General features: G+C 39.5%; 18 protein-coding genes. 12 read left to right on the top strand and 6 right to left on the bottom strand.

What is annotated here, in order from left to right; translation table 11 throughout:
• The first annotated feature begins 250 nt into the window (after positions 1–250).
• The gene (locus HLH18_RS09105; protein WP_171546551.1) at positions 251–715 is read left to right on the top strand and encodes a hypothetical protein; all 465 of its coding nucleotides are present in this window, start codon (positions 251–253) and stop codon (positions 713–715) included.
• Between the two features lie 90 nt (positions 716–805).
• Here HLH18_RS09105 and HLH18_RS09100 read toward each other — a convergent pair whose 3' ends face one another.
• On the bottom strand, positions 806–1,129 hold the full coding sequence (locus tag HLH18_RS09100; RefSeq protein WP_171546550.1) for a hypothetical protein: 324 nt from the start codon (positions 1,127–1,129) through the stop codon (positions 806–808).
• A gap of 385 nt (positions 1,130–1,514) precedes the next feature.
• Here HLH18_RS09100 and apbC point away from each other — a divergent pair, with 385 nt between their 5' ends.
• Complete coding sequence (gene apbC / locus HLH18_RS09095; RefSeq protein ID WP_171546549.1) at positions 1,515–2,795, top strand: iron-sulfur cluster carrier protein ApbC; 1,281 nt, start codon at positions 1,515–1,517, stop codon at positions 2,793–2,795.
• 288 nt (positions 2,796–3,083) lie between these two features.
• On the opposite strand, the gene HLH18_RS09090 is transcribed toward apbC, so the two are convergent.
• Entirely contained in the window at positions 3,084–3,632 is a 549-nt protein-coding gene (locus tag HLH18_RS09090; RefSeq protein ID WP_350642878.1) for a DUF2062 domain-containing protein, read from the bottom strand.
• Between the two features lie 274 nt (positions 3,633–3,906).
• On the opposite strand from HLH18_RS09090, the gene HLH18_RS09085 reads away from it, so the two are divergent.
• The 6 genes from HLH18_RS09085 (at position 3,907) to HLH18_RS09060 (ending at position 11,842) form a co-directional block, all read left to right on the top strand.
• Positions 3,907–4,500: a LysE family translocator gene (locus HLH18_RS09085; protein WP_171546547.1), complete on the top strand. Its 594-nt coding sequence runs from the start codon at positions 3,907–3,909 to the stop codon at positions 4,498–4,500.
• A gap of 125 nt (positions 4,501–4,625) precedes the next feature.
• On the top strand, positions 4,626–5,195 hold the full coding sequence (gene dcd / locus HLH18_RS09080) for a dCTP deaminase (protein WP_171546546.1): 570 nt from the start codon (positions 4,626–4,628) through the stop codon (positions 5,193–5,195).
• 244 nt (positions 5,196–5,439) lie between these two features.
• Positions 5,440–7,329 (top strand): hypothetical protein, encoded by a 1,890-nt coding sequence (locus tag HLH18_RS09075; RefSeq protein WP_171546545.1) that lies wholly within the window; start codon positions 5,440–5,442, stop codon positions 7,327–7,329.
• A 12-nt stretch (positions 7,330–7,341) separates the two neighbouring features.
• Entirely contained in the window at positions 7,342–8,064 is a 723-nt protein-coding gene (locus HLH18_RS09070) for a hypothetical protein (RefSeq protein WP_171546544.1), read from the top strand.
• Positions 8,065–8,092: 28 nt separating this feature from the next.
• Positions 8,093–10,399, top strand: coding sequence for a DUF6160 family protein (locus HLH18_RS09065; RefSeq protein ID WP_171546543.1), 2,307 nt, complete (start codon positions 8,093–8,095; stop codon positions 10,397–10,399).
• A gap of 18 nt (positions 10,400–10,417) precedes the next feature.
• Positions 10,418–11,842, top strand: a complete 1,425-nt coding sequence (locus HLH18_RS09060) for a hypothetical protein (protein WP_171546542.1) — start codon at positions 10,418–10,420, stop codon at positions 11,840–11,842.
• A 58-nt stretch (positions 11,843–11,900) separates the two neighbouring features.
• Here HLH18_RS09060 and HLH18_RS09055 read toward each other — a convergent pair whose 3' ends face one another.
• From HLH18_RS09055 to HLH18_RS09040, 4 genes are all read right to left on the bottom strand, one after another.
• Positions 11,901–13,616 carry a proline--tRNA ligase gene (locus tag HLH18_RS09055; RefSeq protein WP_171546541.1) on the bottom strand — a complete coding sequence of 572 codons (1,716 nt, stop codon included), beginning with the start codon at positions 13,614–13,616 and terminating at the stop codon, positions 11,901–11,903.
• Positions 13,617–13,712: 96 nt separating this feature from the next.
• The gene (locus HLH18_RS09050; RefSeq protein WP_171546540.1) at positions 13,713–16,817 is read right to left on the bottom strand and encodes an efflux RND transporter permease subunit; all 3,105 of its coding nucleotides are present in this window, start codon (positions 16,815–16,817) and stop codon (positions 13,713–13,715) included.
• Between the two features lie 22 nt (positions 16,818–16,839).
• Positions 16,840–17,970 carry an efflux RND transporter periplasmic adaptor subunit gene (locus tag HLH18_RS09045; RefSeq protein WP_171546539.1) on the bottom strand — a complete coding sequence of 377 codons (1,131 nt, stop codon included), beginning with the start codon at positions 17,968–17,970 and terminating at the stop codon, positions 16,840–16,842.
• Between the two features lie 60 nt (positions 17,971–18,030).
• Positions 18,031–18,672 (bottom strand): hypothetical protein, encoded by a 642-nt coding sequence (locus HLH18_RS09040; RefSeq protein WP_171546538.1) that lies wholly within the window; start codon positions 18,670–18,672, stop codon positions 18,031–18,033.
• A gap of 280 nt (positions 18,673–18,952) precedes the next feature.
• On the opposite strand from HLH18_RS09040, the gene pilG reads away from it, so the two are divergent.
• Genes pilG through HLH18_RS09020 form a run of 4 tightly spaced genes read left to right on the top strand, consistent with a single transcriptional unit; the run spans position 18,953 to position 22,390 of the window.
• Entirely contained in the window at positions 18,953–19,336 is a 384-nt protein-coding gene (gene pilG / locus HLH18_RS09035; protein WP_067723812.1) for a twitching motility response regulator PilG, read from the top strand.
• A gap of 25 nt (positions 19,337–19,361) precedes the next feature.
• Entirely contained in the window at positions 19,362–19,730 is a 369-nt protein-coding gene (locus HLH18_RS09030; RefSeq protein WP_067723813.1) for a response regulator, read from the top strand.
• A 5-nt stretch (positions 19,731–19,735) separates the two neighbouring features.
• On the top strand, positions 19,736–20,272 hold the full coding sequence (locus tag HLH18_RS09025; RefSeq protein WP_131291610.1) for a chemotaxis protein CheW: 537 nt from the start codon (positions 19,736–19,738) through the stop codon (positions 20,270–20,272).
• 45 nt (positions 20,273–20,317) lie between these two features.
• Positions 20,318–22,390 carry a methyl-accepting chemotaxis protein gene (locus HLH18_RS09020; protein ID WP_171546537.1) on the top strand — a complete coding sequence of 691 codons (2,073 nt, stop codon included), beginning with the start codon at positions 20,318–20,320 and terminating at the stop codon, positions 22,388–22,390.
• The last annotated feature ends 120 nt before the right edge of the window (positions 22,391–22,510 follow it).

Below are 22,510 nucleotides of genomic sequence, written 5' to 3'. Positions count from 1 at the left end.
GCGCTGATGGTAGTGTGGGGTTACCCATGTGAGAGTAAGTCATCGCCAGCTCATTATTCCTAAAAACACCCCCTTCTATTGAAGGGGGTGTTTTTTTATGTGGGGAATAAATAGAAAATAAAAAAATCGAACCGAATTCGCTACATTCTGTATTTTCTTTGTTTAGAAATGCAGTTTTAGATTAAATCTATGAAATCTATCTGTATAACTAATAGGCGATATAAGAAGTAAATGACATATAGGAAAAATTATGACAAATGAAAATAAATTAGACGGTGCAGTAAATAATACATCTAAATTAGGTGGTGACTTAGAGTTTAAAGCGAAAGAAGCGCAACTGCAAGGTGACAGAATAATTGATGATCTAAAAAATAAAGCCGCAAAAATTAAGCTTGAGGGTGAAAAAGCTCTGCATAATTTAAACCAAAAAGCTGAGGCTAAATATACGAAAGGTAAGGTTTTATTTGCTGAAAAGAGTAAGGAATCAGAAACCGATAAACCAGATTCAGAAAATAAGCTACATGATAGATTGGAGCATTTAAAGACAGAAGCAAGCCATAAATTTGAAGAAGCTAAGCTAAAAGCAACTGAGTTAAAGCATGAAGCCTCAGTTAAATTTGATGAACTAAAAGCACAGGCAAATACTAAATTTGATGAGTTAAAGAAAACTGCGACAGACAAACTTAGCAAATTTAAAAAAGATGACCAAGGTTAATTGAGTTAAGTTTTAACTAAATATTCCAGCTAAATAATCTTTAATTTAGCTGGAGTGATCAGCAGAAAAAAATAAGAATTTTTTAAAAGGTTATTGGGTTATTTTATCTTTAATTTCTTGATCAGTGTTGAGCCATTCAATTTTCCTCACACGATCGTTCACAATGGTGATGGTATACATCATATTTTCTATTTCGTATTTATAGTCCATTGCTAAATCAAGTTTTTCACCTTCTTTGAATTCACGTGTAATCATTGAATTTGGAGATAACTTCAGGCGATTTTGCATATCTGTAAAAGTGTCGCCTAAACTGATTAATTGTCCTTCCGGGGTCCGTATAGAAGAAGTTTCATTTGCTGTATGGGCAAATGACATAGCAGTCAATAAAATGCATGGAAGTAATTGTTTTAGCAAAATATGATCCCCGAAAAAAATGTTATGATAAAAATAATAATGTGCAGTTAATATAAAGAACAAAATAAAGATATGTCTGCATAATAATTGTTACGAAAAATAATCGTTATTTATATTGGTAAACCAAGATGTAATTTTTTGAACTGTTTCTAATCTTTCTGCTTTAGTTCGTTCTAGTCGATGATTTAATAAAGGTATATTTATAGCGAGTTCAATAAAAAAGACGTAATATCATCTTTAAAATAAAGAGTTAAGTCCTAAAACCTACTGATTAGGTCGGATTTTTAGCGACATTTATAAAGCAAGCTAGAACTTTACTTAACCTTCGCCTCATTTAAAGCTAAACTATGATATTCAGCTGTATGTTCGTACTTGGAGTAAACTTATGTCGTGGCTTTCTTCGCTTAAATCTGTGTTTTCACCCTCGCAGGAGGTGAAGGAGGAAGAAATCCAGAATGTGCTACAAGGCTATATATTGCCAAATTCAAACCATGCACTGAAAGACCGAATTACCCAAGTCAATGTCGAAGGGCGAGTATTACAAATAACCATTAATACTTATCCTGAGGAAGCGGATCATTTACAAAAAATCCATGATGATTTAGCAGATGCCTTAGAAAAATGTGGTATCCAAGAGCTCAATATGCATGTGATTCAGCAAAAACATGCACAAGGTGAAAGCTGTTCTAATCATGATCATGGAAAAGAAGGACATAGCTGTTCAAGCAAACCTCAAGGTGAAAATGCAACTCCACAAGCTCAAAAACTTCCGCCTGTAGTGGATGCTTCAGGTAAAACAGCTCAAGCTGAAACAAAAAACGAGCAAGATCCAAACAATCCACCCATTCAAAAACCGGCACCGCAACAAAGAGATGTACCTAAACATCCACGTATTAAAAATGTGATCTTGGTTTCATCGGGTAAAGGTGGAGTGGGTAAATCGACCACCACTGTAAACCTTGCATTGGCATTGCAAAAATTAGGTTTGAAAGTTGGTGTTTTGGATGCTGATATTTATGGTCCGAGTATCCCAACCATGTTAGGCAATGCAGGGCGTACCCCGATGATTGAAGCGGAAAATTTTGTTCCGATTGATGCCTATGGTATGGCGGTTCTATCGATTGGACATTTAACAGGAGATAACAATACTCCGGTGGCTTGGCGTGGTCCGAAAGCTACGGGTGCATTGATGCAATTGTTTAATCAAACCTTGTGGCCAGACCTCGATGTTCTGATGATTGATATGCCACCAGGGACAGGTGATATTCAATTGACCCTTGCACAGCGTATTCCTGTGACTGGTGCTGTCATTGTGACTACTCCACAAAATGTAGCACTTTTAGATGCAACAAAAGGAATTGAGCTGTTTAATAAAGTTCATATTCCTGTCATGGGAGTCGTGGAAAACATGTCGACACATATTTGTTCGAACTGTGGTTATGAAGAGCAGATTTTCGGTACTGGTGGTGGTGACAAGTTATCTGAACAATACAATATTCCTTTACTGGGTCGTTTACCTCTAAATGTTCAAATTCGCGAAAATGCCGATGCAGGTAAACCTTCTGTACTTGTAGGTGATGATGCGGCTGAAAGCTATATGTCGATTGCTCAAAAAATTGCAGACCAATTACCGAAAGTAGAGAAGCCGCAAAATAGAATTTTCTAATTGCTGATTGAATAGTCAGATTTAAAAAGCTCCACTTCTGTGGGGCTTTTTTATCGAGTGGGATTATGTTTTTTGAAGTATAAGGTAATAGGATAAAGCTGTTTAGAAGCAGAGTTGATACTTCAATAATGCTTAACAAAAATGTCAAAACTGCGTTGTGGAAGATCTTTAATCAGAGAGCGAAAACAAGTTGGCTCCGTCAGAAAAAATATCATAAAGTAAATTTTATAGGCAAAGTCAGTTGTAATAATGCGTCTAGTGACATTCTTATATTTAAAGGTTTGATGATTATTTGATATGACGACGACGGTTATAATGTTGAATAATATTCCAGCGCCAAAACAGCCGCGTAATTACAAATAATATCACGGCAAAAATTAAAGCTTCCAGTACTAAACCGGATAATAAAATTTTAGCTAAACTAAGATCAATATGCCCTTCACCAAAGTGAGTAATCCAGTGACTGATCTGATGCAGAACACCCAGTATCATATCTTGATCAATCATATTGACTTGAAACACCTTCGCACCCAACCAAAAACCAAGATATAAAATGGGAACAAGCGTAAAGGGATTGGTCAGCCAAGCGAGACATAAACTCACTGGTAAATTGACCTCAAACAGTAAAACCGTCAGAACAATCAAAATACTGTGAAAAGGCAAAGGCAGCATGCCCCAAAACGTACCAATAAAAATGGCTTTTGAAATAGACTTTCTGTTCACATACCATAGCAAAGGATTTAAGGTGCGTTGACCAAAAATCTTCATCAATTTCATCTCTGCGACTTTATGGGGAGAGGGAAGCCATGATTGAAAAAATTGTTTTGCCATAAATATATGATACTTTGATAATAATGTGTCATGCTTGAATAGACCACTTCAAAGCGGACCAAGTATGACTGAATGATGAAATGAATGCTAAAAAAATTTTGTCATTGAAATTATTTTTAACAAATGACTATCTGGTTATATGGGTAATAATTTTATTAAATATTTGATATATATTAATTATTTTTAATATTTTTAGATTTTTTGAAAAGATATAAAATTGCATATTTGCTAAGTACAATAAACTAATTTACTCTTCGCGCACTCTATAGAGAGGTCGCATATGATTTCATGGCTGTTCATCGGTTTAGTCGTCACTATTTTATTGACACCGGGCCCAACAAATACCTTGCTTGCATCATCTGGAATTCAGGTCGGTGTGCGCCAATCATTGCGACTTATTCCAGCAGAATCATTCGGTTATTTAATATCTATTACTGTTTGGGGAGTTATTATTGGTACAGTTTCAAGTCAATTTCCTATTCTCCCGATATTTTTGAAGTTATTAAGTGCGCTGTATATTATTTTTTTGGCTATTAAACTCTGGAAAACAGCAGATATTGAAGCCAGTTATCATCTGCCGACCATTCGTGCACGTGAATTATTTTGTGCAACCTTATTGAACCCTAAAGCATTACTGTTTGCTTCTGCTATTTTTCCAAGTTCAGCGTGGTTAACACTGAATAATTATTTGGTTCATATTGGCATGTTTCTCATTTTAATTGTGCCAATTGCTTTATTTTGGACTTTTATCGGTTCTATCTTGGCCACGAATAAAGTACGTTGGCTGAATCAATCTAACTTGCAAAAAACTGCTTCTTTGGTTTTGGTCAGTTTCTCTATTCCACTCGGATATTCTGCTCTTTTAGGTCTTTGAGATGAGGCGATGAAAATACACATTTTGTAAAAAATGACATCATCGCCTGATCATCATTTCCATTGCAGCCAATTTCAGTTAAAGTACAGCGCAATAATTGATTTAACTATTTTTGGATTGAAAGAATGGCAATTAAGTCTGATCGTTGGATTCGTGAAATGAGCGAAAATCACGGCATGATTGAACCGTATGCAGAAAACCAAGTACGTTATGATGAAGCAGGTGAAAAACTCATTTCTTATGGCGTTTCAAGCTATGGTTATGATGTTCGTTGCGCGCGTGAATTTAAAGTATTTACCAATGTCCATTCAGCAATTGTCGATCCCAAAAACTTTGATGATAAAAGCTTTATCGATATTGAATCGGATGTATGCATTATTCCGCCAAACTCATTTGCTTTAGCACGTACAGTTGAATATTTCCGTATTCCACGTAATGTTTTGACCGTATGTTTAGGCAAGTCGACTTACGCGCGTTGCGGTATTATCGTGAATGTGACCCCGCTTGAGCCTGAGTGGGAAGGTCACGTGACTTTGGAATTTTCGAATACAACCAACTTGCCGGCGCGTATTTATGCGGGTGAAGGTGTTGCACAAATGTTGTTCTTTGAATCTGATGAAGTATGTGAAACTTCATATAAAGACCGTGGTGGTAAGTATCAAGGTCAAACTGGTGTGACTTTGCCAAAAGCATAAACAGTACAAATAATTGAATAAGCGGATCATTATGGTCCGCTTATTTTTTGTGGGATTCATTCATCGGAAACTGGGTTCATTCGCCCAGTTTTTTTTGCAATTGGATCAATATTCAGCATAATAAAAAGTTGTACAAACTTGGTAAGAATATTGTTGTAATGACAAATAAATAAAAGAGATATACCAAGCTTAGGATGAACAAAAAAATAATGATGCGGAGCATCTGATAAAAAGGAAGGTCGTGATGACTCAAAGTTGGAATAATGCAAGATTTAAAAAATCTTGTTTGGCGAGTTTAATCGCAGTTTTGCTTAGCCCATCAATTTATGCACTTGAATCTTTATCAGATGACCATCTTGCTGAAACAACAGGTGAAGGTATTGGTTTAAGCCTTGAAAATTTCAAAATGGTTTTTCAAGCACCAAATGACCGTTCAACTGCATTAAATAATAATGCGACGGGTTATTACGACGCTTCGACCGGATCAAGTTATTCACGAGGCATAGCGAATCCTTGGCAGAATGATACAGGTCTTATTCGTATTATTCCCACTGGTGAAAACTACCAGCAATTATATGATACAGCATTCGAAAAAAATTATTCTGCAGCCTACAATAGTACCTATCAAAATACAGTCACTACAAATGCTACAACATATACAGCAATTCAAAATAGCGTGAATAACGATCCAGTTTTATATGCTGCTAAATATAATGAATTTTATTCAAGTAAATATACAATTTATGAAAAAGCAGAAATAGATAAATATTGGGATAGAAGTAAACCTTTTAATGAATATCAAGCCTTTTATAATGCTAATATTTGGCGTGGGGCTACAGAAGCTGAACGTCGAACAATAGAAAAGATCAAAGCTGAAAAACCTGTTATTACTGATGCAACAGCTAAAGTTATCACAGATACCAGAACATGGATCGCTGCTGAAGCAATTAGGCAAGCTCAATTGTCTCAGAAAGATCCCATTGCTGAAGGGATTAAGGCGGGAAATGCTTCGGCTGTATCCTTAACAGCAGCACAAATCAGCAATAAAAGAACCAAGGCAGATATTTTCATTTATGGCTTGGCTTTATCCAAAAGTGATGGTTCATTAAGTACGCGTTATAGTAATCAGGGTTTTAACTGGGGCTCGACGGTTAACCCTTGGCTATTCCACGCAGGTACGGAAAAAGTAAGACAATTCAGTGCTACAGAAAAAGACCTCGGATATATCGCTTTAGAGGCGCCATTGGCTACCGTAGTAGCAAATGAAGCAGACAATAATATTAAACTGGGTTTCTGGACGGATATTTTTGCGCGCAGTTTTACTTCATCTAATTATGTCGATCCAAAGACTGGAGCGCCCAATGTACCGGGTGATCTGCTGGTTTCAGAGCGTTTAAGACTTCAATTTGTTGCCAATGGTTTAAGTCTCAATGGTTCTCAATTCCGCCTGTTTCAAACCTTCACTTCTCCGACAAAGGATTATAATCAAACTTTAGGGTTAGCCAGTCTTATTCGAATTAATACCAATGATACGCCCGAAAATTTAACCACGGCTTCTACGAATCTAGATAGCAAGGGAATTCGTATCAGTACCGCGGCGAAGAATGATCAATCGGATGGCACTGCCTCAACACCAGCGTTAAATTCGTCTGCCGCACCCACCTTCCACGACTTGGAGGGTATGTATATTTATAGCCCAAATATTAACTTGGTCTTGGGTACGATGGATCAGCCATTTATCGTGGCCTCAGATGGTAATAATATTATTCTGGAAGTCACACGTATTCCAAATGTACCTGAAATTTATAATAAAATTTATCAAAATTATGGGCCTACCTTAGGCACAACGTCTTTAAAAGGTTCAACTTGTAATGTTTATCAATGTGGTGAAGCGATCAAAAATGTATCGACTGATGCTTCTGCACTTTATCAAGGTCGTACCGCAACGCACAGCAGTATAGCTATTGGAAGTACCGAACGTATTCCGGGAACCAATCTATTGCGTGCGAAGCAAGACAATAACTCAACCGGTATCATGTTTAAAAATGCCAATGGTGATATTAAAAATTATGGATCTGCCGTTATTGATGGTGTTCTGATTCAACACCTTAAAATTAAAACAACCGGTCTGTAAGGGAGTACAGCAATGCTTAAGAAAATCACACTTTTTATGCTGTTGAGTTCTGCATTTACTGTACATGCAGGTCTTGAAGCCATGAGTCCACAAGAGCTTACAAATGCTGTGGGTCAAGGTGGGGCTGAACTGAGTTGGACTTTATCGTTAAACCATTTATATGCCACAGATATGACAAAAAATTCGATTTCCATCTTGGATGGTAATGGCAATCCAACCACAGTTTATTATTCACTTGATCCAAACGTATGTGGCGCAAACAAACAACTTTGTCGTTTAGCGATTGCACCGAATAATCATGTAGATGCTTTGGGCAATAAAAGATGGTTGGTGTTCAAAGGCATTCAAGGTACCTTGCAAATTGATCAATTTTCTATTGATGCTGTAACAGTCGGCAACAGCGGTAATGCAGCGCAAACCGCCATGCAAGTTACATTTTATGATAATAAGCCATTAAAAATACGTAACTTAGGTTTTAGTACGGTCGGTGTTGAAACGGGTACAGGCACAGGAGCCAATGAAGGCTATGCCAATACATCCAATTATACTACTTATAGAGCCAAGACGACTCAAAATGATGGCTCTCTTACTAATGTTGAGACGAATGTTCCAACATTTGATAGGAATGCAGAGAAAGGCTTCATGGGGCTAAATATGCATGGCAACTTACATATGTCGGGTAATTTAAAAATATTTAGCTATAACTGTACTGGTGGTGTAGGCATTCGCTGCTAGAAGTTCAGTGCATAATAAGGATATAAATATGATAAAAACGACAATGAAGTTAAATGTGCTGACGGTATGTATATGTCTTGCGCAACACGGATACGCACTAGAGCAAATTGACGAGAAAGAACTGAGTAGTGTGACGGGCCAGGACGGTATTGTAATCACGCATGAAGTGTCGCGTGTCAAAATTGAGCAAGCAAATTGGTATGATCCAAATCCGGCAGCAAATGTGCAAATGGGTTTAGGGCTACATAACTTGCAGATTGATGGGGTGAATGATAAACCTATTATCAGCCAGGTTGAACTTGATGTGGGTGGTGGAACATCTGGCGGTGCAGGGATTCGTCTTGCAGCAAGTGTAGCTCCATTTACAGCAACAGCAGATTTAATGCTGGTTAAAAACACCTGCACTACCAATCCATGTCAGCAAGCAGCAAATAGTTTACGTACTCCAGGGGTTAAATCTAATCAAAGTTTAGGTATGCTCGGAATTAGTACATCTACACCACTGAATTTTGTTTTACAAACAACAGGTGGCTTGTTTAATAAGTATGCGAAAGCAAGTGTCGATTTTCAATTAAAAAATGCCACCATTAGTCATAAATTAGGCCTTAATAGCCTTATTTTTAATGATTTTAATTTTAATTTTGCTGGTGAAGGTTATATGTACATCGACCAAGACGAAGGGCTTGTGTTAAGTACATATAATGAAAATCAAAATCACTATGTTGATCTAAAACGCGTTACCGATACGACAGATGTTGCCACCGGGCGTACTGATGCAACGAATCCAGGGGTAAATATCGATTTACGTTATAATACTCCGAGAAATGAACGTAAAAATATTATGCGCTTAGGTGCTTCCGGTGCAGTAACGAATGCCAAATTAGCTTTGAATGGCAACCAAACAAAGGTTGCTAATTTTGAAGTCAATAACATGGTCAATGGTGTATTAACGAAAGAGGCTAAAACAGCATCAGGCTATAACGGTGCGGGAAATGATCCTGGACTTGTTGGCTCTGGCGGGTTGCATTTAAGTTTAGCGGCGGACTTCACCAATGCATCTGATACCAATCTTCCTGCGACGATGTCACCGACAACGCTTGAAATTGGGCATACGGGCAAAGGTAGTTATGCTATTGAGTTTTCAAATTTAAGACAGCTTACTACTCGGATCGCAGATGGCACATTACATAAGACAAATGCGTATATCGACTTTGGTGACATTTATATTAATACCATAACAACAAAAACCCTTGATTTCATTGTTAATGAAAATATTCAAAAAACGCTTGCTGTTACCAGTCCCATACTGAAACAAACTTTAACCACCGCAGCTAATCCTAAAGATGCTATTTTAATTGCCGTTCGTGGTATGGATTTCCAATCCATTGCAGCAAAAGCGCGCATTATTTCAGATAATTCGTTGCAAAAATTGAATGGGAATGGGGGAACATGGGGGATTGGTATTCCAATTTATAATCTGAATACCAATGTTGCATTGTCTGCGGGTACCTATGGGGCAGCCAACAAAAATGGAATTGCTTACAATATTATGGCATCTACAGAGGGCTATGGCATAGATTCAAAAACAGGTTTACCAAGTACCACGTCTATTATATTAATTGATGGTCAAAATGGGGTTCATAGTGAGCCTGTTAATTATTATGCTGGTTTTCGAAATATAGATGCTTTTTTCCAGTCTGACGGCGTTATTGGGTATGAAAATGAAGGAATTTATATCCGTGCCGATAAGTTATTAATTGCTGCAAAAGCGGAACTTGCGATTGGTCAATTACCTGGTTCAAAATATAATTGTGCATCAGGCACTTACACTAAATGTGGTACTTATGTGCCCCATGATAATTTTTCGAAGCGTGAAGATGTAATCACGAATATTGCTTTTAAGCTTGATGGCAGTGGGGAGTTGTTAATTATTCCAGGCATAGACCCAACAACTGAGAATCCCGATAGTAATTTCTTAGCCTTTGATGCAAATTTTAAATTTAGACCCTTAAGCACAGCTGAGGTCGCTGACGTCACAAACTTAGGTAGTTATTTTAGTCTTACCAATGAAGATATTGATATAGAAGGTAAATTAAAGACCTCTGCGATTCATTTTAACCGTATTGAAGGGGATCTTGCCATGAAAGCGAAAGTTCGTGTGAGTGCAGATACCATAACATTTGATAACCAAGTTAAATTAAATGCTAGTAATAACATTGCAACACCATTTAGAACCAATTTTGCCATGTCGACAAATGGCAATATGCAGAATATCGCATCAATCGCACTGACGGGTGGCACAATTCGTAGCACTTTGGGCATCACACCACGTTAAAATCAGGAAGATATAATAATGAAAAAGAAATTATTAAGTGGTTTAATTTTTGCTGCATTGAATCTGACCCATTATAGTCATGCAATGATTGCATTAGATGACAGTGAATTGTCGAAAGTTGATGGACAAGCATTATTAAATTTAGAAAATAGTTCAGATGCATCTCAAGGTTTAAATTTCCATAAATTAAGTATTGCGGCATTAATGGAATTGAACGTTAATATTAAAACCTTGCAGTTGGGCTGTGGTGGAACCAATAATAGTTATAAAGTCGGTTGTGACATTGATATTTCAAATGTTTCACTAAGTGGCTTAAATACCGGTAGCGATGCCAATGGTAGTCCTACATTTGGCAGTGATGGTCGTGCAGCAACCAGTGCGTCAATTACCAATCCATTTATTGAGTTTGCGATTAAAGGTACTAGTGCTGCGACACGTGAAGTTGCAGGCTTTCGTCTAGGTGCACAAAATATTATTGGCTTACTGACTTTAGGTACTGAAAACTCACAAAATCCAAGTGATGGGATTCAAAGTTTTACCGGCTATATGAAGATGGCGCAAACGGCAGGCGAATCAAGAACCAAAGCCACCAAATTTGGCTTGACAGAAAGTGAAAAAATTTCAGGTAATTTAAAGGCATTAGGACAAACACGTAAATTTACCAGTAAGCCAATTACAAATGGTCAGCAGACAGAAGGTCATACGGGTATTACCGTGCCATCAATGCGAGTAGAGTTTGTTATGCCTGAAACGATTGTGACGGGTACACGTATGAAAGCTGCGACGGTTTCAGGTATTCGTTCAAGTATTGCCTCTATTCCTTTGGCAGCGCCGACTGCAGGTTTGCCTGCCAATGTAATTGGTACTCCCAATTTTGCTAATGACCAACTTTTTGTGACCTTTGACCCACTGATTAGTCTTTTGGGCCTGAATGTAGGTGAGCACTCTTTCTTCAAAATGGATACAGGTTCTTCGCTTGATAACTTAAATATGGATATTACTTTTGTTCAAGCACTGAGTATGATTCATAATATTCCATTGAATGGAACCGGGGGGTATCTATCATTACAGAATCAAAATATTCGTTGGCAAGGTGCTGATGCCGCAGATATGGCAAGACCAGGTTGGTGGATGTCATTTAAAGACCCCATTCAATTGGGCTATTTGCAAACACAAGATGAAGTTGATATTTCTTACGTACTGCCACAAGTTGCTACAGCAATTTCAGACTTCTTATTAAAACCTGAAAACTTGATCAATGTGAGTTTGACTGAGGCTTTGGGAACAATTGCAGACGTTCCTGTGGTTAAAAAATTGAACATTAATGTGGGTGGTTTTACCAGCTATGACACTGGTCGACCTGCAAGTTTAACATTGCAGGATAAGATATTGAAAAACCAGGCAGTTCCTACAAACTGCTTTGGTGGACATAAATTCTGTTAATTTCTTTGTCTCATAAAAAAATCCCGCTAAAGCGGGATTTTTTTATCTCAAATCAAAATTATTTCGCGATTTTCGCTAATAATTCCTCTTTAGAGATATTCACAGATTCAGCGTCAGTACGACCTTTATATTCAAAGGTGCCTGCATCCAAACCTTTTTCACCAATCACGATACGATGTGGAATACCGGTTAATTCAAGGTCAGAGAATTTGACCCCTGGACGTTCATTACGGTCATCTAAAATAACATCATAACCCACAGCTTGAAGTTCAGCATACAACTCTTCTGCCGCAGCTAAAGCACGTGGTGATTTATGCGCGTTCATTGGCACAATCGCAACGTCAAATGGTGCAATGGCAGCAGGCCAGATAATGCCTTTGTCATCGAAGTTTTGTTCAATGGCAGAAGCAACCACACGTGTTACCCCAATACCATAGCAACCCATCGTTACAACCTGCGGTTTACCATCTTCACCCAAAACTTTACAGTCTAAAGCTTCAGAATATTTTTTCCCGAGTTGGAAGATATGACCGACTTCAATACCACGTTTAATTTGCAGTGTACCTTTGCCATCTGGTGATGGATCGCCTTCAACCACATTACGCAAGTCATAAACTTCTGTGAATTTCGCATCACGTTCCCAGTTTACGCCAGTCGCGTGTTTATCTGCTTCGTTCGCACCTGCAACAAAGTCAGACAATACTGATGCGGCACGATCCACAATCACGGTTAAGCCTTTTTCAACTAAACCTTGAGGACCGATAAAACCTGTAGTTAACCCCAACGCAGAAATTTGTTCTTCAGTTGCAAAAGTTAAAGGCGCAACAATCTCTGCATGTTTTTCCGCTTTAATTTCATTGAGTTCATGGTCGCCACGAAGGAATAATGCAACGACTGGTACATTGCCTTTTTCGTCTGCAATACCTTGAACCAATAAGGCTTTAACTGAATCTTTGGTTTCAGTTTTAAGGAATGCCGATACATCAGCAATGGTTTTTTGATTTGGTGTATCTACCAAAGTTAATTCTTTAGTCGGTGCAGCACGTTCACCAATAAGTACGGCTTCAGCCATTTCAACGTTGGCTGCATAGTCAGATTCGGTTGAGAAAGCGATGTCGTCTTCACCGCTTGATGCTAATACGTGGAATTCATGTGAACCTGAACCACCAATCGAACCGGTGTCTGCTTGTACTGGGCGGAAATCCAAACCTAGACGAGTAAAGATACGGCAATAGGTATCGTACATCACGTCATATGTTTCTTGTAATGATGCTTGATCTACATGGAAAGAGTATGCATCTTTCATGATGAATTCACGTGAACGCATTACACCAAAACGTGGACGAATTTCATCACGGAATTTGGTTTGAATTTGGTAGAAATTGATTGGAAGTTGTTTGTAACTTTTCAATTCGTTACGCGCAAGATCGGTAATCACTTCTTCATGGGTAGGTCCAAGCACAAAATCGTTGTTATGACGATCTTTGAAACGTAGCAGTTCAGGACCATATTGCACAAAGCGACCTGATTCTTCCCATAAACTTGAAGGTTGAGTCACTGGCATGAATACTTCAAGTGAGCCAGCACGGTTCATTTCTTCACGTACAATCGCTTCAACTTTATTTAGCACACGTACGCCCATCGGCAACCAAGTGTATAAACCCGAAGCCAATTTACGAATCATACCCGCACGTAACATGAGCTGATGTGAAATGACTTCAGCATCGTTTGGGGTTTCTCTTAACGTAGCAAATAAAAAGCGACTCGCGCGCATGGAAGCTGTCCTAAAAATTAAGCCTTGAAAGCCAAGATTATACAATAAAAAATGAGGTGAACATTTCTGAATGTCACCTCATTGTGATGTCATAAATTATGACATGATTTTTCGTATTTGGCGCGTCATAAAATTCTTAAAGTCATCTAAGTAGGTAAAGATCACCGGCACGACCACTAAGGTTAATAGGGTAGAAGTAATTACACCGCCAATCACGGCATGGGCCATAGGTGCACTTTGTTCACCGCCTTCGCCTAGACCCAATGCCAGGGGAATCATGCCCATCACCATGGCACTGGTGGTCATTAAAATGGGACGTAAACGGGTTTTGCCTGCAGCAATAATCGCATCGTAACGATCTTCACCTCGGTCCATGGTTTTCTTGATGAAGTCGATCAGCAGGATGGCATTTTTAGTGACTAATCCCATCAGCATGATAATGCCAATGATGGAAAATAGGTTCATCGTTGAATTAAACAGGAACAAGGCAAGAAAGACCCCAATCAGTGATAGGGGTAGGGATGCCATAATGGCAGCGGGATGAATAAAGCTATTGAACTGTGATCCAAGCACAATATAGATAAATACAATCGAAAGGGTAATCGCAGTCATGGCATAACCTGCAGATTCAGCCATATCTTTATTCGCACCTTGGGTAACGAAACTATAACCCGGTGGCAAATCAAAGTTATCTTGAATTTTTTTAAGATCTTGCCCAATATCACCCGCAGGACGACCTGCAGTATTGGCTTTAACCAATACCTCACGTGCTAAATCGCGACGGTTAATTTGTGATGCACCCATACTTTCTTTAAAGGATGCGACACTTGCCAATGGCACTAAAATAGGCTGACCCAAAGCATCGGTTTTTTGTGAGTTTAAATAAAGATTTTCGATGTCACTCGGTAAGCTGCGTTTATTTTCGGTCAGGCGAAGATTGACATCATACGTTTCCCCTTTTTCATCTTGCCAAGTTGTCACATCATCACCCGCAAGCAATGGACGAACTACATTGGCAATTTGATTGACTGAAAGACCTAAATCACTCGCAAGCAAGCGGTTAATATGAACGGTTAAGGTCGGTTTCGGTTCTTTAAGTGAGCTTTCCAGATCGACAATTCCGTTCACTTTAGAGATTTCTGCCAGGAAGCGATCCGAGATTTTTTGTAGCTCATCCAGTTCCGGGCCTTTGATCGAAATAAGAACCGGCTTTTGCCCACCCGAAACCGTTTCATCGGCAGAAGCAACTGAAGTAATGGTAATACCGGCTACGCTTTGCAAGCGTTGACGAAACTCATTGTTGAGCTGTGTCAGGGTCTTATTACGCTCTAAACGAGGGGTTACACTCACCCGGATACTGACGTGGTTTTTACCCCGGTCAGTCACGCCGTTAATAATGCTGTAAGTGCTCAGTACATCCGGGTGTTGGCGAATAATATGCTCAACTTGCAATAACTTGGCTTGTGAATATTCCAAAGAGGCATCCACTGGGGTTTCAAACTTAATCCGAATTTCGCTTTTATCTGGAACCGGAACAAACTCTGTACCCACAAGCTTGGATAACCCTAATGCACCAAAAAGTGAGGCGACTGCAATCAGCAGTGTAAGAATGCGGAAACGCAGCGCCAGTTTTAACAGTTTTTCGTAGTAATGACTTAAATTATCAAGTTTGCTGGAGATCCAGTTAAAAAAGCGTTTGATTTTGCCGGGTTGCTTGTTCGGATCATGTTTTTCAACCCAATGTGCAGAAAGCATAGGGTCAAGCGTAAAGCTGACAAACATGGATATCAGCACTGCAGCACTGACGGTTACCCCAAATTGATAAAAGAATTTACCAATAATTCCACCCATAAAAGCAACGGGCAAGAATACTGCAACAATGGTCAGTGTAGTGGCTAAAACTGCAAGCCCGATTTCTTTGGTGCCATCCAACGCTGCGGTAACGTGATCTTTGCCCATATCTGCATGGCGGACAATATTTTCCCGTACCACAATAGCATCATCAATCAGCAGACCAATACTCAAAGACAGCGCTAAAAGTGTCATCATATTAATGGTGAAGCCAAATGCCCAAATAAAAGTGAGTGTTCCGAGTAAGGCAATGGGAAGGGTTAAGCCAGTAATTGCAGTAGAACGGAATGAACCCAAAAACAGTAATACAATCAGAACAGCTAAAACAGCCCCTTCAATAATCGTGCGTGCAACATCTTTAATGCTGCCGCGAATACTTTTCGAACTATCCACCACGACTTTGGCAACGGTGCCTTGAGGTAACTGTTTTTCAATTTTCTCCATGGCTTTATACGTGGCATCCACCACTTCAATGACATTGGAATCAGAACTGCGCAAGATATCAATCGCGACAGCAGTTTTGCCATTTAAATAGGCGCTGGATTCTAAGTCCGCTTGGCTGTCTTCAATTTTCGCCACTTGTTTTAGGAAAATCGGTGCACCATTTTTATTGGCAATAATTAAATCGCCAAACGATTGTGGATGAAGCACCTTGGATTTGATTTCAACCACCAGTTCTGAGGTGGGTTGTTTCAAAGTTCCGCCCGGAACTTCAATATTTTCGCCTTTTAAGGTGTTAATTACCTGGTCTATCCCAATGCCGAAGCTTTGTAGTTTTTGTGATTCAACTTCAATACGGATTTGACGTTGTGCATCACCGAGTAAATTGACAGCGCCCACGCCAGTCACGGTTTGCAATTGCGGCACAATGCGTTGATCCAAATAGGAACTTAAGTCGCGTAACGGCATGGTATCCGATTCAAAAACAATCGACATCACCGCATTGGCTGTTGGGTCATAACGCTCCACCACAGGGTCCTGAATTTCATCGCGAAATCCGGCTGTGACGGTGGAAATTTTGTCGCGAATATCCTGTGCTGCGACAGTAGATGAAACATCGAGATTAAACTCGACAATAATGGTCGACAGTCCTTCACTCGATTGTGAAATCACCTGTTTTAAGCCTGAAATGGTGTTGATTCTTTCTTCCAATTTCTTGGTTACTTCAGATTCAATCATTTCAGGAGATGCGCCAGGATAGCTGGTATACACCACCACAAATGGAAAATCGACATCCGGAAATTCTTCAACGCTCATCCGTTGCCAAGACGCGAACCCCAACACCAGTAAACACAACATCATCATGATAGTGAAAACAGGATACTTAACACTAATTCGGGTAAACCACATAACAGCAATCCTGTGCTTATTTTTATTTTTGAGTGATTATGACTTCTTGATCAATATCTTGGTCATTAAATTTAATACGGCTGATTTTGTCACCGGGTTGCAGTCCTTGAACCACGGCTAAATTGTCGCGATAGCGCTGTTCTAAAATGACCAGATTTACTTTTTCGATTTTTTTCTGGCGGATCACCCATACATAAGGTTTATCTTTCGGATTCTGGATCACATCCAACGGAATCAACTGGCCGTTAATTTGGGTAGAGGAAAGAATGCTACCTTCAACAAAAGAACCAATACTGAGTGAGTTGATGGTTTCATTCGGTTTGGCAAAGAATTCAATTTGACGACTTGCAGGATCGGCAACAGGGGAGATACGGCTCAATACCGCCGTCAGTTGGGCAGGGTTCCCTTGAATGGTATATTCAATTTTTTGACCGACTTTTAATGCGGCCTGCATGTCACTGGGTAATTTGGCTTGTATTTCTAAATGATCAGGATCGACTATTTCAAATAGGGTTTGCCCAGCCGCAACCGTTTGCCCGGATTCAACCTCACGTTTGGTGATGACACCTGAGATCGGACTCAAGATGGTGCCATCGCGATCGGCTTTTTGAGCAATATTGACATTGGCCTGTTGTGCGCGCACATTTTCAAGTTGCGCCTGATAATCAACTGCTGCCTGTTCATATTCGACCTTGGAAATAAAACCTTGATCCAGCAAACGCTTTTTTCGCTGCATCATGTTTTTTGCAAGACTGGCTTGTGCCTGAGTCGCGCTGAGATTGGCTTGAGCCTGCGCAAGGCGTGCAGCATTATCTTGATTATTTAAGCGAACTAAAACCTGACCTTTTGAAACGGCTTGCCCCACTTGAGCACTTACAGCCGTTGCGGTCGCAGTCACTTGCGCCTGGATGCTGCTTTGATTCACTGCACGAAGTGTGCCGGTAAATGCAGTTTTAGCAACAGAGACCCCATCCTTGACTAAAACTAAATCTTGTTGAATCAATTCAATTTTATTTGTGGTTTGAACCGGCTGTTCGATTTCATTTTTTTGACAAGCACACAGCAGCAGGCTCAAACAGAGGGTGCTATAGGTTAGATATTTGTTATGGTGGCTTAATTTAGTTCTTTTTATAATACGCTGTCCAAATAGCATGCAGGCAAATCCTTTTTATTTATCGTGGCATAAATTATGCCGTGTTATAACAAATGCAATTTATTCAATAGCTTTTAAACGATTGATGATTTTGTCGTATTCTAGCTGTGTATTGCGATAGTGCATTTGTAACGACTGAATACTTTCTTTTTTTGCTTCAATATTTTTTTGGTTGTTATCGAGGCTGTTTTTTAAAGTTGTTGGAAGGTTTTCGGCTTTACGTAAATATTCAATTTGCTGACGTTTGAAGTAAATCCGGTCATTTTGCAGCTGTTTAAGCTGGTCTTGTTGAAAGGAAATTTGTTTTTTAACGTGCCGCAATGCGTCATCACGCTTGGTTGCAGCAACCTGACTGTTGGTATATGCCGTTTTAAGTTTTAAGTCAGCTGCATTTTGTCTGGCTTGTGCGGCACGTAGCGGTGCTTTTTTTATATCTGCTTCGGTGTTGTAAGCACGGTTACGTTGAATCACCTGCATGTTCTGGTCTAATGCTTCATAACCATGGCGAATGTGATTTGGCGTTACATTGCTGCTAATATTGGCAACGCCTTTACTGTCATAGTAACGATACCATGTCGCTTTAGATGGAGCTTCGGCAAAAATAGCGATGGATTGAAAAAACATCAAGACTAGAAACGTGAATTTTCTAGTCATTTTTTTTTGCGCAATGAAAGCAAGTTTTTGTTTAAACTGACTTTGCATTGAAACCCCCAAATTTAAAGTTGACTAAATTACTTATTTTAAAGTAATAAAAATGCTATATTAGACTCAAAATCATGAATAAAAAACCTCTCTTAGTCAAAAAAAAATCATTGATCGACGGAAAGTGTGAAGCTGTTGTTGAAAACCTTGAAAAATGAGTCTTTGGGCAGAAAATGTTCATTGAAAACGCAAGTAAAGATATGTTAAAAATGTTTGTAACTTGTAATCAAACTTTCTACTCAAATTGTTTGTACATTCTAAAAATGGGAAGGGTCATTAAATGGACGATAAATTCCAAAATCTAAAAGTGATGGTGATTGATGATTCAAAAACCATTCGTCGTACAGCAGAGACATTACTCCAGCGTGAAGGTTGTGAAGTCGTAACCGCAGTAGATGGTTTTGAAGCATTGGCAAAAATTGCTGAAGCAAATCCAGATATTGTGTTTGTCGATATTATGATGCCGCGTTTGGATGGTTATCAAACCTGTGCCTTAATCAAAAACTCTCAAAATTATCAAAATATTCCGGTCATTATGCTATCAAGTAAAGATGGTTTATTCGATCAGGCTAAAGGTCGTGTTGTCGGTTCAGATGAGTATTTAACTAAACCTTTTAGTAAAGATGAATTGTTAAACGCAATCCGTAATCACGTAACAGCATAAGTTTATTTTTTGGGGAAAAGAAAGCATGTCACGTATCCTTATTGTTGATGATTCACCAACAGAAACATTTCGTTTTAAAGAGATTTTAACTAAACATGGCTTCGATGTTATTGAGGCAGCGAATGGTGCTGATGGTGTCACAATGGCACAAGCAGAGTTGCCGGATCTTGTGTTAATGGATGTGGTGATGCCTGGGGTAAATGGTTTCCAAGCAACACGTCAAATTGCACGTGGTGCTACGACAAAACACATTCCGATTGTGATTGTCAGCACCAAAGATCAAGCAACTGACCGAGTTTGGGGGAAACGTCAAGGGGCAAGTGATTATTTAACAAAACCTGTAGACGAAAAACAATTAATTGATGTGATTAAACAACACCTCAATGCAGGATAAGCTCTATGGCAGCTAATGGATTTATCGAATTACTTCGGCTTGCTAAACGTGGCAACAAAAACTACGTTTCAACTGAAAATGAAGTAAACCGATGGTCAGGCATTGCTTTTGAGATGATGGGGCAATATTTTGTTGCCCCTTTAGGTGAAGTATCTGAAGTGATTTATCCACCTAAATATACGCCGGTTCCGAATACTCAATCATGGGTAATGGGTTTGGCTAATATTCGGGGACGCTTACTTTCAGTGGCTGATTTGGCTCAATATATTTCTGGGCATCGAAGTCAGTTTTCACCCACTCAAAAAGTACTGTGTATTAGTCATAATGACCATTATGTCGGTTTGGTTGTAGATCAAGTTTTGGGGATTCAACACTTTAATAAGAAAAGTTTCTTTTCTAAACACAGTGAATTAGACAGCAATTTACAAGAATATTGTCAGGGATATTTTTATCAACATAATCAACACTGGCATGTTTTCTTATTTAGTCGTTTATTGCAAAACCCAAAATACATGAATGCATCTATAAAATTTATAAACTAATAGTCGCGCGCTGAAGAATGCTGGCGAAAGTCGGGGAGAAGCTGGATGGGCTTTAAACTTAAAAAGAAAAATACAAGTGAAGGCAGCAACCGTAAGGTTGGTAATGCTTTATTGTCAAAGATTCAATCACAAACTGATCAATTATCACGTGTATTTGGTGACAGTGAGAAGTCCAAACCCTTAATTTTGGGCGCAGCATTCTGTCTGGTCATCGCAGTATTCCTGTTGCTGTACTTATTCTATAGTGTGCCGCGTAATAATGAATTAACACGTAGCGTCGGTGATTTACGTCTTTTGTCGCAGACGATTTCTCGTCAGGCAACTGAAGCGACGGCATCGGGTACTAAAGAATCGATTGATCAGTTAATTGAATCTCAAAAAAGTTTCGCGGAAAACCTTGAAACAGTAAAGGATATTCATCCGCAGACTCTAGCGTTGGGTGAAGTTGAAAAGCAATGGAAAACAGTATCTGAAGGGATTGATTTAATTTCTTCTCAACAAAAAATGATTAACCAGCTTTATGATACCAATATTGCCATTGGTGAAACGATTCCTGGGATTCAGGCTGAATATAACTTGATGGTTGACCAAATGGCACGTCAAGATATGCCAAGTAACCAGGTAGTGATCGCGAAAAACCAGGTATTCATTGCAGAACGTATTCTTCGTTCGATCAGTTCGGTATTAACGGGTAGTGATAACTCGCGTGAGTCAGCAGACGACTTTAGTGCCGATACCGAAACATTCGGTTCTTATCTTGAAGCACAGTTGAATGGTAGTGCTGAACTCGGTGTGGAGCGTATTGCTGATCCAGCTTTACGTGAGTCACTTGCAGGGATTAAATCTGAGTATGATGATGTATTAAAATCAGCATCTGCAACGATTCTTAAAAACTCAACGCAAATTGTAAAAGTACGTCAAGCCTCATCTTCAATTTTTGCCCAAGCAGATGAATTGTTGGCCAACCTGAATAAGTTATCCGTTGGTTCAAGTTTGTCGATTGCTATTCCTGCACTATTTTTAATCTTGTGTTTAGTTGGCTTTTTGATCTGTGTATTTAAATTGCTTACATTACGTGGTCAGACAGATAAACAGCGTGTGGCTAACCTGCAAGAAGAGTATGACCGTAACCAGAATGCGATTTTACGTTTACTGGACGAGATCGCTGACTTGGCAGACGGTGACTTACGTTCATATGCAACGGTATCGGAAGACTTTACCGGTGCGATTGCCGACTCGATTAACTTCGCAATTGACCAGTTACGTGACCTTGTATCGCGTATTACCGAAACTTCTCATGAAGTTGCGCAATATACGGCGAACACGCAGGGCATTACCAACCAGCTGGCTGAAGCATCAGAACACCAGGCGCAAGAAATTGCCGGTGCATCTGCCGCGATTAATGAAATGGCAATGTCAATTGACCAGGTATCTTCAAATGCTGAAGAATCAGCAGTGGTTGCGGAACGTTCTGTAAAAATCGCTGCCAATGGTGCTGATGTTGTACACCGTTCAATTGAAGGTATGGACACGATTCGTGAACAGATTCAGGAAACCTCGAAACGTATTAAACGTTTGGGTGAATCTTCTCAGGAAATTGGTAACATCGTTGCCTTGATTAACGATATTGCCGACCAAACCAACATCCTGGCATTAAACGCTGCGATTCAGGCGTCGATGGCTGGTGAAGCAGGTCGTGGTTTCGCCGTGGTAGCCGATGAGGTACAGCGTCTTGCGGAACGTTCAGCATCTGCAACCAAACAGATTGAAGGCTTAGTAAAAACCATTCAGACGGATACCAACGAAGCTGTAATCTCGATGGAACAAACCACTTCCGAGGTTGTACGTGGTGCGAACTTGTCTAAAGATGCCGGTGTGGCACTGGATGAAATTCAAACTGTATCGAGCAACTTGGCGAAATTGATTGCCAACATTTCGGATGCTGCAAAACTACAGTCTGCTTCTGCAGGTCATATTGCAACCACGATGAATGTTGTACAGGAAATTACCTCACAAACTACAACGGCAACGTTTGATACCGCACGATCAGTATCTGAATTGGCAAATATGGCCGAATCGTTACGTGAATCTGTAACTGACTTTAAATTACCTGACTAAGGTAATACGAAAGCTTTGGGGTGATGCGCCTTACTCTCGGGTATGGCGCATCAATAAATCACAGATAAAGCATCGACAAGATGAACTTAACCTCGAAGTTAGGTCTCGCGTGATGGTGAC

This window comes from Acinetobacter sp. ANC 5414 (genome assembly GCF_013004295.1).
In the GTDB taxonomy this organism is placed as follows: Bacteria; Pseudomonadota; Gammaproteobacteria; order Pseudomonadales; family Moraxellaceae; genus Acinetobacter.
Note: the sequence above shows the minus strand (reverse complement) of the source record. Positions and strands in the feature narration are given on the sequence as shown.